This is a genomic window from Priestia sp. HNGD-A6 (assembly GCF_045784335.1).
Lineage (GTDB): Bacteria > Bacillota > Bacilli > Bacillales > Bacillaceae_H > Priestia > Priestia zanthoxyli.
The window spans coordinates 2,882,147-2,897,286 of the sequence record NZ_CP138621.1; the positions used below are offsets into that span (position 1 = coordinate 2,882,147).

15 protein-coding genes are annotated in these 15,140 nt (G+C 38.1%); 14 read left to right on the plus strand and 1 reads right to left on the minus strand.

From position 1 onward, the window contains the following. Positions 1 to 310 precede the first annotated feature (310 nt). Both rpoE and SCI76_RS14610 read left to right on the plus strand, forming a co-directional pair. Entirely contained in the window at positions 311 to 847 is a 537-nt protein-coding gene (gene rpoE / locus SCI76_RS14605) for a DNA-directed RNA polymerase subunit delta (protein WP_033580392.1), read from the plus strand. 320 nt (positions 848 to 1,167) lie between these two features. Beyond that, positions 1,168 to 2,775: a CTP synthase gene (locus SCI76_RS14610; protein ID WP_033580393.1), complete on the plus strand. Its 1,608-nt coding sequence runs from the start codon at positions 1,168 to 1,170 to the stop codon at positions 2,773 to 2,775. 38 nt (positions 2,776 to 2,813) lie between these two features. Here SCI76_RS14610 and SCI76_RS14615 read toward each other — a convergent pair whose 3' ends face one another. After that, positions 2,814 to 3,344: a DUF2529 family protein gene (locus SCI76_RS14615; RefSeq protein WP_033580394.1), complete on the minus strand. Its 531-nt coding sequence runs from the start codon at positions 3,342 to 3,344 to the stop codon at positions 2,814 to 2,816. Between the two features lie 237 nt (positions 3,345 to 3,581). On the opposite strand from SCI76_RS14615, the gene SCI76_RS14620 reads away from it, so the two are divergent. From SCI76_RS14620 to SCI76_RS14675, 12 genes are all read left to right on the plus strand, one after another. Further along, positions 3,582 to 3,956 carry a response regulator gene (locus SCI76_RS14620; protein WP_087944205.1) on the plus strand — a complete coding sequence of 125 codons (375 nt, stop codon included), beginning with the start codon at positions 3,582 to 3,584 and terminating at the stop codon, positions 3,954 to 3,956. Positions 3,957 to 4,180: 224 nt separating this feature from the next. Further along, positions 4,181 to 5,038: a class II fructose-bisphosphate aldolase gene (locus SCI76_RS14625; protein ID WP_013059826.1), complete on the plus strand. Its 858-nt coding sequence runs from the start codon at positions 4,181 to 4,183 to the stop codon at positions 5,036 to 5,038. A 137-nt stretch (positions 5,039 to 5,175) separates the two neighbouring features. Next, on the plus strand, positions 5,176 to 5,820 hold the full coding sequence (gene fsa, locus SCI76_RS14630; RefSeq protein ID WP_063248430.1) for a fructose-6-phosphate aldolase: 645 nt from the start codon (positions 5,176 to 5,178) through the stop codon (positions 5,818 to 5,820). 207 nt (positions 5,821 to 6,027) lie between these two features. Next, positions 6,028 to 7,314: a UDP-N-acetylglucosamine 1-carboxyvinyltransferase gene (locus SCI76_RS14635; protein WP_028411974.1), complete on the plus strand. Its 1,287-nt coding sequence runs from the start codon at positions 6,028 to 6,030 to the stop codon at positions 7,312 to 7,314. 525 nt (positions 7,315 to 7,839) lie between these two features. Continuing rightward, complete coding sequence (rho, locus tag SCI76_RS14640; RefSeq protein WP_014457752.1) at positions 7,840 to 9,114, plus strand: transcription termination factor Rho; 1,275 nt, start codon at positions 7,840 to 7,842, stop codon at positions 9,112 to 9,114. Positions 9,115 to 9,268: 154 nt separating this feature from the next. Next, positions 9,269 to 9,469 (plus strand): 50S ribosomal protein L31, encoded by a 201-nt coding sequence (gene rpmE / locus SCI76_RS14645; RefSeq protein WP_013085477.1) that lies wholly within the window; start codon positions 9,269 to 9,271, stop codon positions 9,467 to 9,469. A 204-nt stretch (positions 9,470 to 9,673) separates the two neighbouring features. Next, a complete protein-coding gene (locus SCI76_RS14650; RefSeq protein WP_153252841.1) occupies positions 9,674 to 10,288 on the plus strand; it encodes a thymidine kinase in 615 nt (204 codons plus the stop codon). A gap of 138 nt (positions 10,289 to 10,426) precedes the next feature. Next, positions 10,427 to 11,494, plus strand: coding sequence for a peptide chain release factor 1 (gene prfA / locus SCI76_RS14655; protein WP_013059820.1), 1,068 nt, complete (start codon positions 10,427 to 10,429; stop codon positions 11,492 to 11,494). Continuing rightward, positions 11,494 to 12,345 carry a peptide chain release factor N(5)-glutamine methyltransferase gene (gene prmC, locus SCI76_RS14660; RefSeq protein ID WP_048021720.1) on the plus strand — a complete coding sequence of 284 codons (852 nt, stop codon included), beginning with the start codon at positions 11,494 to 11,496 and terminating at the stop codon, positions 12,343 to 12,345. Before prfA ends, prmC begins: the two co-directional genes overlap by 1 nt. A 121-nt stretch (positions 12,346 to 12,466) precedes the next feature. Continuing rightward, positions 12,467 to 13,360, plus strand: coding sequence for a stage II sporulation protein R (gene spoIIR, locus SCI76_RS14665; RefSeq protein WP_048021722.1), 894 nt, complete (start codon positions 12,467 to 12,469; stop codon positions 13,358 to 13,360). Between the two features lie 85 nt (positions 13,361 to 13,445). After that, positions 13,446 to 13,892, plus strand: a complete 447-nt coding sequence (locus SCI76_RS14670; protein ID WP_033580397.1) for a GNAT family N-acetyltransferase — start codon at positions 13,446 to 13,448, stop codon at positions 13,890 to 13,892. Between the two features lie 192 nt (positions 13,893 to 14,084). Continuing rightward, complete coding sequence (locus SCI76_RS14675; RefSeq protein WP_028411978.1) at positions 14,085 to 15,125, plus strand: L-threonylcarbamoyladenylate synthase; 1,041 nt, start codon at positions 14,085 to 14,087, stop codon at positions 15,123 to 15,125. The last annotated feature ends 15 nt before the right edge of the window (positions 15,126 to 15,140 follow it).

The following is a 15,140-nucleotide window of genomic DNA, read 5'->3' on the forward strand; positions in this document are numbered from 1 at the left end:
GATGACTATTTTTGGTCATCGCGGCTTTTATAGACTTAACCCTAACGGACTCAGAATAACTGATGGTGAATTCCTTTTGGTCAAAGGATACTGTTGGTGTATCAAGTAGAATGTATTATAGTAATAAAATGTCTATTTTTTCGTTGTTTTATGCGAAATTCTCGAGAATTTTAGAAACGAGGCTAGCATAAATGTATTGAATTTGTTTATAATGAATGGTATGTATTTATTCGTTTCCATCATTTACACATATGATGAATTGATTTAATAGATTTTCGATATACATAGCCATAGAAAGGATGTGCCAGATTTGAGTTTAGCACAGTACTCAAAAACGGATTTAAAAGAAATGTCGATGATTGAGATTGCTTACGCGCTTCTAGAAGAAAAAACAGATCGTCAAGCAATGTCATTCCAAGAAATTATTGCTGAAATTAAAGCAGCAGCGGAAATGTCAGATCAAGAATTAAAAACGAGATTAGCTCAGTTTTATACAGATATTAATATTGATGGTCGCTTTTTAACAGTAGGGGACAACCATTGGGGTCTTCGTGGATGGTATCCTTTTGACCAGGCTGAAGAAGAAGTTATTCCGGTTGCAAAACCTAAAAAGAAAAAAGCGAAAAAAGCTGTTGTTGAAGAAGTTGAAGACTTTGATGATCTAGAAGAAGATTTAGATTATGAAGATGTTGACGATCTAGACGAAGAAGAAGATTTTGAAGACATCGACGAGCTAGAAGAAGATGAAGATGATCTTGCAGAAGACGATTTTGACGATTTAGAAGATGATCTAGACGATGATGAGGAAGATGAAGAAGACGATTATGAGGACGAAAAAGAAAAATAATCCTTCTTGACTTTTTCAAGCGAAGTAGGTAGAATCTTTTTTGGGCTCTTTAAACAAGCATTTAAAAAGTTTTTATTTAAAATAGACTATTGCTCCCAATCCAGTTTTGGTATTGGGAGCAATTTTTTTATTTTATTTATCAATGTTTTACACCCCGATATGTTCTTATAAATCCTTGATAGAAACTTTCTTTTGGTTCTTGAACGTTTCACATTCATAAGGTTTCTTATAATTTCGCATGCACAATGAATGAATTGTGATTGTTTATGTGAAAACTTTTAATATTGTACAGTTCAAATTATTTAGAGGGGGAAGTATAGATGACAAAGTATATTTTCGTAACAGGCGGTGTTGTATCATCTCTAGGAAAAGGGATTACAGCAGCTTCTTTAGGCCGTTTATTAAAAAACCGTGGGTTGAACGTAACGATTCAAAAGTTTGATCCATACATTAACGTAGACCCAGGAACAATGAGTCCATACCAACACGGTGAGGTATTCGTAACAGATGACGGCGCGGAAACAGACTTAGACTTAGGTCACTATGAGCGTTTTATCGATATCAACTTAAATCGCTACAGCAATGTAACAACAGGTAAAGTATATTCAACAGTATTGAAAAAAGAGCGTCGCGGTGATTATTTAGGCGGAACAGTTCAGGTTATTCCGCACATCACAAATGAAATTAAAGAACGCGTTTTCCGTGCAGGCAAAGAAACAAACGCAGATGTTGTTATTACTGAAATCGGCGGAACGGTAGGAGATATTGAATCACTTCCTTTCCTAGAGGCTATTCGTCAAATCAAAAGCGATATTGGCCGTGACAACGTTATGTATATTCACTGTACACTTGTGCCATATTTAAAAGCGGCTGGTGAAATGAAAACAAAACCAACACAGCATAGTGTAAAAGAATTACGTAGCTTAGGTATTCAGCCAAACGTGATTGTTGTTCGTACAGAAATGCCAATTTCTGAAGATATGAAAGATAAGCTAGCTTTATTCTGCGACATTGATCCAAAAGCAGTTATTGAGTGTGCAGACGCTGAAACATTATATGAAATTCCACTATCTCTACAAGAGCAGCACTTAGATCAAATCACATGCGATCACTTGAAATTAGATTGCAAAGAGGCAGAAATGACTGAGTGGAAAGCACTTGTTGAGAAAGTAAAAGGACTTTCAAACACAACAAAAATTGCATTAGTTGGTAAGTATGTAGAGCTTCAAGATGCTTATATTTCTGTTGTAGAAGCAATGAAACATGCTGGATATGCATTCGATGCAGATGTAAATATCAAGTGGGTAAATTCTGAATTTGTAACAAAAGAAAATGTTCAAGATTTACTTGGTGATGTAGACGGTATCTTAGTTCCAGGTGGATTTGGGGATCGTGGAATCGAAGGTAAAATTGTGGCAACACAATATGCACGTGAGCAAAAAGTTCCATTCTTAGGTATTTGTTTAGGTATGCAGCTAGCATCAGTTGAGTTTGCACGCAATGTATTAGGATTAGAAGGCGCACATTCAGCAGAAATTGCACCTGAAACAAATTATCCAATTATCGACTTATTACCGGAACAAAAAGACGTAGAAGACTTAGGCGGTACATTACGCTTAGGATTATATCCTTGTAAATTGTCTGAAGATACGCTTGCATATGAAGCATATCAAGATGAAGTGGTGTATGAGCGTCATCGTCACCGCTATGAATTTAACAACGAATATCGCCAGCAAATGGAAGAGAAAGGCTTTATCTTCTCTGGTACAAGCCCGGATGGCCGTTTAGTTGAAATTGTAGAGCTTAAAGACCACCCATGGTTCTTGGCTTCACAATTCCACCCAGAATTCACGTCTCGTCCAACAAGACCGCAACCATTGTTCAAAGAATTTATTCGCGCATCAATGGAGTCAGGCCAAAACAAATAAGTGAAATAAAAACACGCTGTCTTTAGACAGCGTGTTTTTTATTCATATTCTTCTACGATTTCTTTTAATGTAAAAATTAAACCGTAGTACGCGTATAAAGCGACCATCATTGCTGGAAAACCAAATCTTGAGCCGTCTTCTCCAGGAATAAGGGGCTTTAACAATTTTGTATCAATATGAGCATCTGCGAGTGCTGTTAAAGAAGGTTCGGTTATTTCTTTAGGGACAGCAGCAATGCTGACAAATGGAATATCGCGTTTCTTTAAACGTTCAGCTATTTCCACAGCTTTGTGATCTGTTGAAAATCGAGAGACAAGCAGTACGCGATCGACGCTAGTCAGCTGATCCAATTCATGTAAAGGCAAAGGTTTTGCCTGACTTAAAGGTTCTGCACTGCTTAGTGCTTCTAGTGTAACGGCATGCATTTCTTCTACACCATAAATATAGATAAATCCTTCTCCGACAGAGGCCTGTGCTAAAATACGCGCGGCATCTTCAAATTGGAATTCTTCTTGTTCTTCAATTCGTTTAAAAAAACCTGAAAGTTGAGTTGTGAAAATTTTAAGCATAGAATCTCCCTTCGATTTAAGCGGCTAAAGCCGTCTATCTACACATTATAACGAAAAAAGCTATCTGTATTCTATCTTGAAATGAGCTACAATGAAAGTAAAGTGCAATGAAGTTAGATGGATGACAAAAAAAGCTATGTTTTGTAACAATTTCTCTAATTAGCAGGGATTTTTGTTTTAAAGGCGAAATACATATGTTAGTTTTGTCTGTAGAAGAGGAATATAAAAGGTGGGATTATATTGGCAGAGAAAATTTTAATTGTTGATGATCAGTATGGTATACGTATTTTATTAACGGAAGTGCTGCAAAAAGAAGGCTATACGACATTTCAAGCGGCGAACGGCTTCCAGGCGATTGATATTACAAAAGAGCAAGCACCGGATCTTGTCTTATTAGATATGAAAATTCCAGGAATGGATGGAATCGAAATTTTAAAAAGGTTAAAGCAGCACGATGAAACGATTAAAGTCATCATTATGACCGCTTATGGTGAATTGGATATGATTCAAGAAGCAAAAGATCTAGGAGCGTTAACTCACTTTGCAAAACCTTTTGATATTGATGAAATCCGCAAAGTTGTTAGGGAATATATACCAGTAAAGTCGAATTAAGGTTTTGGTAGGGTTTTCATCCTAACAAATTTTGAATATCAGCCTAAAAATGTTGCTGTTTTCATTGTTAGTTGGTATCCTAATTACTGTATTCATAATTCGACAATCTATTATGTAAAGATGCGCGTTGTTTCTACATGAAACACTCAATTCAAGAGCATACTATTTGAGTGTGCCTTTTGGTTAGCATCTAATCTAAGGTTGATTTTAAGGAGGATTTCAATATGCCTTTAGTATCAATGAAAGAAATGCTTATTACAGCAAAAGAACAAGGCTATGCAGTAGGTCAATTTAACTTAAATAACTTAGAGTTTACTCAAGCTATTCTTCAAGCAGCAAAAGAAGAAAACTCTCCAGTTATTCTTGGTGTATCTGAAGGTGCAGCACGCTACATGGGCGGTTTCAAAACTGTTGTAGCAATGGTTGAAGCTCTAATCGAAGATTACGACGTTCAAGTACCAGTTGCAATTCACTTAGACCACGGTTCAAGCTTTGAATCATGTGCAAAAGCAATCCATGCTGGATTCACTTCTGTAATGATCGATGCTTCTCACCACCCATTTGAAGAAAACATTGCAATTACTTCTAAAGTAGTTGAACTAGCTCACTTCCACGGAGTATCTGTAGAAGCAGAACTAGGAACTGTTGGTGGACAAGAAGACGACGTTATTGCTGAGGGTGTTATCTATGCAGATGCTAACGAGTGTGAAGAACTTGTTAACCGTACAGGTATCGATTGCTTAGCTCCAGCATTAGGATCAGTTCACGGACCATACAAAGGTGAACCAAACCTAGGTTTTGCTGAAATGAAAGAAATCGGAGATCGTACAGGCTTACCATTAGTTCTACACGGTGGAACTGGTATTCCAACAAAAGATATCCAAAAATCAGTTTCTTTAGGTACTGCTAAAATCAACGTAAACACTGAAAACCAAATTGCTTCAGCTAAAGCTGTTCGTGAAGTATTAGCTGCGCAACCTGAACAATATGATCCACGTAAATACTTAGGACCTGCTCGCGAAGCAATCAAAGAAACGGTTCAAGGTAAAATGCGTGAATTCGGTTCTTCTAACAAAGCATAATTTGAAATCTTCGGATGGCCTGTTTGCAGTTAGTTGAGTCTGAAAAATAAAACCGTCTTATTTTTATTGTAAGGCGGTTTTATTTTTACTATAATTTTCTTATCATTCTGAATACATAACACAGGGGGATGGCATTCATGAAGTTTTTTATTGATACGGCTAATTTAGACGAGATTAAGGAAGCGCATTCATTAGGTTTGTTAGCGGGGGTTACAACAAATCCTAGTTTAGTAGCTAAAGAGAACATCACGTTTGAAGATCGTCTTCGTGAAATTACAGAGTTCGTTGAAGGATCTGTAAGTGCAGAAGTGATTGCGCTTGATGCAGAAGGCATGATTCGCGAAGGAAAAGAGCTTGCTGCGATTGCGCCGAATATTACAATCAAGGTACCGATGACTCCAGATGGCTTAAAAGCAGTAAAAGAATTTAATAGTTTAGGTATTAAGACAAACGTTACGCTTATTTTCTCAGCTAACCAAGCGTTAATGGCAGCAAGAGCAGGTGCTACTTACGTATCGCCTTTCTTGGGAAGGTTAGACGATATTGGTTTTAATGGCCTCGATTTAATCTCAGATATTGCAGATATTTTTGCAATTCATGACATTCCATCCGAAATTATTGCAGCATCTATTCGTCATCCGATGCACGTAACAGAAGCTGCAAAAAATGGAGCACATATTGCGACAATTCCTTACAAAGTTTTAATGCAATTGTTCAAACATCCGTTAACAAATGCAGGAATTGACCAATTTTTAGCAGATTGGGAAAAACGAAATGTCTAAACATGTATAAATTTGTGTGGCATTTACCATCCTGACAGGTGAATGCCATATTTTTCTTTTATCTTGTCGAAACTATACATGATTTTTTCATTTTCGTGTACACTAGTAGGTAATAGGAAAAATAACCATTCTTTTAGGTATTCTTTGTACCAAAATTTTCCTCAATTACTAGGTGAGAAACTTTCTTTCACTAGAAGGGAGCTATAAATGGAAAAGTTAAAAATACAAGGTGGCTTTACCTTAAGTGGATCCGTCCGCGTCAGTGGTGCTAAAAATAGTGCCGTTGCGCTTATTCCAGCAACAATTTTAGCCGAGTCACCTGTTACAATTGAAGGTCTGCCTGATATTTCAGACGTGCAGTTATTAGGGGATTTAGTTGAAGAAATTGGTGGGAAAGTAACCATTGATAACGACGAATTAACAGTAGATCCATCCGGAATGGTTGCAATGCCTTTACCGAACGGAAAAGTAAAAAAATTACGCGCTTCTTATTATTTAATGGGGGCGATGTTGGGACGCTTTAAAAAAGCGGTAGTTGGTCTTCCAGGAGGCTGTTACCTTGGTCCAAGACCAATCGATCAGCACATTAAAGGCTTTGAAGCTCTTGGTGCGAAAGTAACAAATGAGCAAGGAGCTATTTACATTCGAGCTGATGAACTGATTGGTGCTCGAATTTATTTAGACGTTGTGAGCGTAGGAGCAACAATCAATATCATGCTAGCTGCTGTGAGAGCAAAAGGGCGTACCGTTATCGAGAATGCTGCTAAAGAGCCTGAAATTATCGATGTAGCTACGTTACTGACAAGTATGGGTGCCCGTATTAAAGGTGCAGGGACGGACGTTATTCGAATTGATGGCGTAGATCAATTAAAAGGATGCCGTCATTCCATCATTCCAGACCGAATTGAAGCAGGCACGTATATGATTATGGGAGCGAGTATGGGAAAAGAAGTTGTTGTTGACAACGTTATCCCTCAGCACCTAGAGTCATTAACGGCTAAAATGCGGGAAATGGGTATTCATATCGAAACAAGCTCAGATCAGATTCTCGTAGCGACTCGTCAGCTGTTGAAGCCCGTAGATATTAAAACGTTAGTATATCCAGGTTTTCCAACTGATTTACAGCAGCCATTCACGACGCTTCTAACAAGAGCATCAGGTACAAGCGTTGTGACAGATACAATTTACGGTGCAAGGTTTAAGCATATTGACGAGCTGAGACGAATGAATGCATCTGTTAAGGTAGAAGGACGTTCAGCTATTATTAATGGTCCCATTCACTTACAAGGTGCACGTGTGAAAGCGTCGGACTTACGAGCAGGAGCAGCCCTTGTAACCGCAGGCTTAATGGCCAAAGGGATTACAGAAGTAACGGGTTTAGAGCACATTGACCGAGGTTACAGCCATTTAGTAGACAAGCTATCGGATTTAGGGGCAATGATTTGGCGTGAAGAGATGACTCAAGAAGAAATTGAACAATTTCAAAATTCATAGAGGCAAATTGCACAACAGTCAGGAAAGCAAATTCTAGAAATGAGCCGTTAAATAAGCTACACAGGTGTAGGAACGTTCTTCTATGTCTGTGTAGCTTATATATTTATGAATAGGGTAAATAGATAAAAAGGGGAAGCTAAAAGATAAATTTCACTTCTTATTTTAACGTCCAGTTTATTTCCTTTAATGTGAAATTATGAAAAGGTTTTCCTTGCTTCTCTTAAGCTATTAAATTTCCTTTTTTTTATTCATCTTCTAAAGTAAAAAAAGATTGATTAAAAAGATAGAAAAAGGTTAGAATATAAATTGCTACGTTAAATTTATCAAGATAATATAAATGGTTTTATGTCGGAATTATTCTTCTAAAAGTGTATGGTTAATCAATTGATTCTACTTATTATACTTCAAAGGTTATATTCTCCATTTTCACAGATTTATTCCATCCATATCATCTCTCAATTTTATATTTGAATTTAATATGGGAGGAACGGTTAAAAATTATTCATTATAAAGCGTGGTGTCCTAATGAACTTAACATTATCCAGTTTAGAAAATATGAAATTAAAAGAGCTATATGAACATGCTCGTGAGTATAAAGTTTCGTACTATAGTAAATTAACGAAAAAAGAACTTGTCTTTGCTATTTTAAAGGCTCAAGCTGAACAAGATGGGCTTTTATTTATGGAAGGCGTTCTTGAAATTATTCAGTCAGAAGGATTCGGTTTCTTACGACCAATTAACTATTCACCGAGTTCAGAAGATATTTATATCTCAGCTTCACAAATTCGTCGCTTCGATCTGCGTAATGGAGACAAGGTATCGGGGAAAGTTCGTCCTCCGAAAGAAAATGAGCGCTACTACGGGTTACTGCATGTAGAAGCAGTAAACGGAGAAGACCCAGAAACGTCAAAAGAACGCGTACATTTTCCAGCACTAACCCCGATTTATCCAAATGAGCAAATGCTGCTGGAAACTCAGCCAAGAAGTTTCTCTACGCGTATTATTGACTTGATTTCACCAATTGGATTTGGGCAAAGGGGACTAATTGTTGCGCCGCCAAAGGCAGGTAAAACGATGCTGTTAAAAGAAATTGCCAATAGCATTACAACCAATCATCCTGATGCGGAATTGATTGTTCTTCTTATTGATGAGCGTCCTGAAGAAGTAACGGACATTGAGCGTTCGGTTGACGGTGATGTTGTCAGTTCTACATTTGACGAAGTGCCAGAAAATCACATTAAAGTAGCGGAACTTGTCCTTGAACGTGCGATGAGACTTGTCGAACACAAAAAAGATGTTGTCATTTTGATGGATAGCATTACAAGACTTGCTCGTGCTTATAACTTAGTTATTCCACCGAGCGGTCGTACACTATCAGGGGGTATTGATCCAGCTGCTTTTCATCGTCCAAAACGATTCTTTGGAGCTGCGCGTAACATTGAAGATGGAGGCAGCTTAACCATTCTAGCAACAGCCTTAATTGATACAGGCTCTCGTATGGATGATGTTATTTATGAAGAATTTAAAGGTACAGGTAACATGGAACTGCATCTAGATCGTTCACTAGCTGAAAAACGTATCTTCCCTGCGATTGACATTCGTCGTTCAGGCACACGTAAAGAAGAGCTGTTAATTCCAAAAGAGCATTTAGACCACTTATGGGCAATTCGCAAATCAATGGCAGATGCTCCTGATTTTGCAGAAAAATTCTTAAAACGTTTACGTCAAACAAAGACAAATGAAGAGTTCTTTTCGATGTTAACGGAAGAGAAAAAAACGCTTCTAGCAAATAAACGATAAGTTATAAAACATGTGGTTGCAAAAGCATACAACCCTTGTTATAATTTCATCATGTGTGTTGATAAAGTACACAGTGAAATAGGTATTATTTCATCACTATCTTTATCAATAAACTCTGTTTCAGAATGATTCAGGGCGGAAGGAGATGAAACGAATGAAAACAGGAATTCATCCAAACTATAAAACAGTTATGGTTAAATGTACTTGCGGAAACGAATTTGAAAGTGGTTCTGTAAAAGAAGAGATCCGCGTTGAGACTTGTTCTGAATGTCACCCATTCTACACTGGTCGTCAAAAATTCGCTGAAGCTGGTGGCCGTGTTGATCGCTTCAACAAAAAATACGGTCTTAAATAATCACATTGTCGAAACAAACAGGCAAGTAGCTTAACTTCTTGCCTGTTTTTTTGCTTAAAAAAGTAGAAAAACAGTGTCTGCTTGATAAAAAAGTGGGTACTTTATCATAGGAATAAGATCTACATAGAAGACGTAGATTAAGTTAGTAGCGGTTCGCTCAGAAACGGAACGAGAAGAAGGGAGAGTCCCGCAGTGGTGTACGTAATGAAACAAAGCGGTTGGATAGAAGTAATTTGTGGCAGTATGTTTTCAGGGAAATCAGAAGAGTTGATTCGACGTGTGCGCCGTACGCAGTTTGCTAAACAAAAAGCACAAGTGTTCAAGCCTGCAATTGATAATCGATATAGTGAAGAAGCTGTCGTTTCACATAATGGTACATCTGTTATGGCTTATTCAATCTCAGCATCGCGCGATATTTTAAAGCGAGTAAATGAAGAGACAGACGTAGTAGCGATAGATGAAGTACAGTTTTTTGACACAGATATTTTAGAAATTGTTCAATCTTTAGCAGATCAAGGCTTTCGTGTGATTGTAGCAGGGTTAGACCAAGACTTCAAAGGTGAACCTTTTGGACAAATGCCCCAGTTAATGGCTATTGCAGAATCGGTAACAAAGCTACAGGCCGTATGCGCTTCATGTGGCTCTCCTGCGAGCCGTACGCAGCGTTTGATTAACGGTGAGCCTGCTTCTTATGACGACCCTATTATTTTAGTCGGTGCGTCTGAATCGTACGAACCAAGATGTCGTCATTGCCACGTTGTGCAAAAGTCCAAAGGACAGGCTGTGTCTGTGGACTCAAGCGAAATGGTCGAAAAATAAAGCAAGAATTTTATGATGATAAAAACAGAACGCGCAGTTCTGTTTTTTTGTTCATATACGTGTATTAACAAGGTTTTGACTCTATTTTAAAGCTATACTATAATTACAATGTTATGGATAAAGAATGAGGTGAATGACGTGTTTGATCGTTTAGAAGCGGTAGAGGCGCGCTATGAGAAGTTAAACGAACTTCTGAGTGACCCTGAGATCGTAAACAACCCCTCTAAGTTGAGAGAATATTCGAAGGAACAATCAGATATACAACAAACGGTAGCCGCTTATCAGGAATACAAAGATGTAAAAGAGCAGTTATCAGAAGCGAAAACGATGCTTGAAGATAAGCTTGATGCAGATATGCGCGACATGGTCAAAGAAGAAATTGCCGAGTTAGAAACGCAGCAAGAAGAGCTAGTTGAAAAGCTACGTATTTTATTAATTCCAAAAGATCCAAACGATGATAAAAACGTAATCATGGAGGTTCGTGGAGCGGCTGGTGGAGATGAAGCAGCGTTATTTGCAGCTAATTTGTACCGCATGTATTCTCGTTTTGCTGAATCACAAGGCTGGAAAACAGAAGTAATGGAAGCAACGACTACTGGAGTAGGGGGTTATAAAGAAATTATCTTTATGATTAACGGTAAAGGTGCGTACTCAAAGATGAAATTTGAAAACGGTGCACACCGTGTTCAGCGAGTTCCTGAAACAGAATCAGGCGGTCGTATTCATACATCTACAGCAACAGTAGCATGTCTTCCTGAAGCGGAAGAAGTTGAAGTGGATATTCATGAAAAAGACATCCGTGTAGATACATTTGCTTCAAGTGGACCTGGTGGCCAAAGTGTTAATACGACGATGTCGGCAGTTCGTTTAACACATTTACCAACAAATACAGTGGTATCATGTCAAGATGAAAAGTCTCAAATTAAAAATAAAGAAAAAGCAATGAAAGTATTGCGTGCTCGCGTGTACGACAAATTCCAGCGAGAAGCACAAGCAGAGTACGATGCAACGCGCAAACAAGCAGTTGGATCAGGAGATCGCTCTGAGCGTATCCGTACGTATAATTTCCCGCAAAATCGCGTAACGGACCACCGTATTGGTCTGACGATTCAAAAGCTAGATCAAATCTTAGAAGGCAAGCTTGATGAAATCATCGATGCATTAGTAATGGAAGACCAAGCGCGCCGAATGGAAGATTCGAACTAATGAAAGTATTTGAAGCCCTTAAGTGGGCTTCTTCTTTTTTGAAAGAGGCAAAGCGAGATGAAAACGCGGGAGAACTCTTGCTTCGCCATCACTTACAGATGACGAGAACTCATTTGCTAGGTGCTCTGCAGGAAGAACTAGAAGAAGAAACGCTAAAAAGATTTGAACAAGATGTCCATGCTCATAAAGCAGGGATGCCTGTACAATATCTCATCGGGACAGAAGAATTTTACGGACGTTCATTTATTGTAAACGAACATGTATTAATTCCAAGACCGGAAACAGAAGAGCTCGTATATGGAATGATTTCTCGAATGAAAAAAGAATTTCAACACCAGTCTATTGAGCTTGTCGATATTGGAACGGGAAGTGGGGCGATTGCTATCACTTTAGCGTTGGAGCTTGACAGCGTCAATGTTACAGCAACAGATATAGCTATAGAATCTTTAAATGTAGCCAAGAAGAATGCTCAAAATCTGGACGCTGCTGTCACGTTTATACAGGGAGATTTATTACAACCATTCCTATCATCAAATCAGAAATTTGATGTAATTGTGTCTAATCCGCCTTATATTCCAGCAGATGATGAATTGTCCACAGTGGTAAAAGATCATGAGCCAAATCGAGCTCTTTTTGGTGGAAAAGATGGTCTGGATTTTTATCGACGTTTTATGGAAGAGTTGCCATATGTGACGAAGTCAAACAGTATTATTGGATTTGAGGTCGGGGCCGGACAGACAAAAGATGTAGCTGAGATGCTGCAAAAAACGTTTCCGACAGCTTTTGTAGAATGTGTATATGATATTAATGGAAAAGATCGAATGGTTTTTGCACAACTTCGTGATAACTAAAAAAATCAGAGGGAATGATTTTCCCTTTGGTTTTTGAAAATCATGCATTTTTTTACTAAATTACTAGTTTAAGATATCTTGCTTTCGGCCATACTGTTCCTATGAAAGGGCGGTGGCCGAAATGAAGAAATATGCTATCATTTATTTTATTTTATTAATTATTGGAGCAAATGCTCAACTTATATATACACATAACCAAGTGCAGGCAGATCAGCCTGCAGTCATTCCAGACGAGGCAATTCGACTGCGTATTTTAGCAAACAGCGACGGTGAAAAAGATCAGTACGTAAAACGTCTGATTCGTGACCGTGTGAACGAACAAATTACAGAATGGGTAAAAGATTTAACATCTGTAACTGTAGCTCGAAAAACAATTAAAGAAAATTTGCCAGCGCTTGAGACAATTGCGAAAGAAGTGCTAAAAGAAGAAGGCGTAAATGAATCTGTTCACGTTAAATTCGGAAAAGTAGAGTTTCCTACTAAGTTGTACGGTCAGTTTTTATATCCAGCAGGTGAGTATGAAGCCGTGCTTATTACTCTTGGTAAAGGAGAAGGAGCAAACTGGTGGTGTGTACTATTTCCTCCTTTATGCTTCTTAGATTTTTCAAACGGTGAAGCGGTAAAAGCGCCAGAGCCATCTGAAGAAGAACCAAAGGTAGAAAAAGAAAAACCAGCAGCTTCTGAATTAAAATCTGCAGACAAAACAGATGATACGTCGGCTGAAAGTAAAGAACCCGCAGTGAAGACAGAAATTCAATCTGCAACTATTACATCGGATTCTATTAAGCAGAAAGCTGAGGAACCTTCTCAACCAACGGCATCTTCTAAAGAAGCAGCTGCAAAGGATACAAGCAACACAGCGAAAGAAGAAACAAGCGCTAAGGCTGAGAAAAAGGAAAGTAAGGAAGCTGAAAAGTCTGTTTCATCTAAGAAAAAAGCTGATGCTAAATCGAAAGAAGATTCTGTAGAAGTTAAGTTTTTTGTAGTAGAATGGGTATCGTCCGTATTTAATTAATAGAATCATTAAAAATAAAATTCAGTTCTACTTTTTTTAACCATCTCATAGATTTGTTACTAGAAAACAAGTTGAGGTGATTAAAATGAGAGAACAATTAAAAATTGCCAGTGAAAATGATTATATTCGAATTCAGAAGTTTTTACAAAAAGCGGGTATTAGCACAGCGGGTGTAGAAGAACATATTCATCAATTTGTCATCATGGAAAGTGAAGAAGGCGAGCTGCTAGCAACAGTTGGGTTTGAAAAAGAAGGCATGGACGGAATTCTTCGCTCCCTTGTCGTGTCACCTTCTTTGATGCAATCTGATATTCTGCTGCTATTTAAAAGTATCGTTCAGCTGGCTCAAAAGCATGGTGTGAAGCAACTATATTTACTAACAAATAAGGCATCCTCTCTGCATTTTTTTCAAATGATGAATTTTCAGCAAACATCTTATAGTGCTCTACCTGATTTGTTAAAAGAACATTCGTATTTAAAACAGTTACCAAATCCTAAGGATGTCTACGTGATGTTTTATGCAGCTAGTTAAAAGGAAATGTGGATAAATCATTTTAATGGGGTATCCACAATGTTATTCACAAAAACCTAAGCTTTATCCACATTTTGTGGATAAAGCTTGTTTGCTGATATAATGAATACATGTATTTTACTGTTTTTGATACATATTGTACTTTTAAAGTAAAAAAAACCTAGATATAGAAAGAAAAAGGAGTTGAAGAAGATGGAAACTAAGTTATGGGTTGTGGATAATTTTATGAACGAAAAAGATATTTATCCACAGATAGAAGAAGCAGCAGATTTGCTGCGCAACCACGAAGTGGTTGCTTTTCCTACAGAGACGGTGTATGGATTAGGAGGAGATGCAACATCGGATAAAGCTGTGGATAAAATTTTTGCAGCGAAAGGACGTCCTAGTGATAACCCTCTTATTGTTCATATTGGAGATAAAGAGCAGCTGCATACATTTGTAGAGTCAATTCCTTCAAAAGCAGAGAAAGTGATTGATGCTTTTTGGCCAGGTCCTCTTACCGTGATATTACCTAAAAAAGATCAAGTTTCAGATAAGGTTACGGCTGGTTTAAACAGCATTGCAGTGAGAATGCCATCACATCCGGTAGCTCTTGCATTATTGAAAAAAGTGGCTTTGCCTATCGCAGCTCCTAGTGCAAACCTCTCCGGCAAGCCAAGCCCCACTTTAGCTCACCACGTGATGAATGATTTAGAAGGGCGTATTAGCGGAGTTGTAGATGGAGGAGCGACAGGGGTAGGAGTAGAGTCGACTGTCCTTGATTGTACTGAAGAGATTCCTATTATTTTACGTCCAGGCGGCATTACTCAGAAAGAGTTAGAAAGTGTAATTGGTCCCGTAAAAGTAGATCGAGCGTTAATAAGTGATAAAGAAGCGCCAAAATCTCCAGGTATGAAATATACGCATTACGCACCTGATGCACCGCTTGTCATTGTTGACGGCAGTTCAGATTTTTTCCAATCTATTATTGATCACTATCAAGATCAGGGTAAGCGAGTAGGGGTATTAACGACATCTGAACATGAAAATGTGTATAAAGCCGATGCCGTCATTACATGTGGATCTCGCTCAAATTTAGAGACGGTTGCTAGCCACTTATATGAGTCTCTTCGTTCATTTAATGAGTGCGATGTAGATATTATCGTTAGTGAAAGTTTTTCTGAAGAAGGAGTCGGTCATGCCGTTATGAATCGATTAATGAAAGCTGCAGGACATCACGTGATTAAGCAATAAAATTCATCTTCTAAA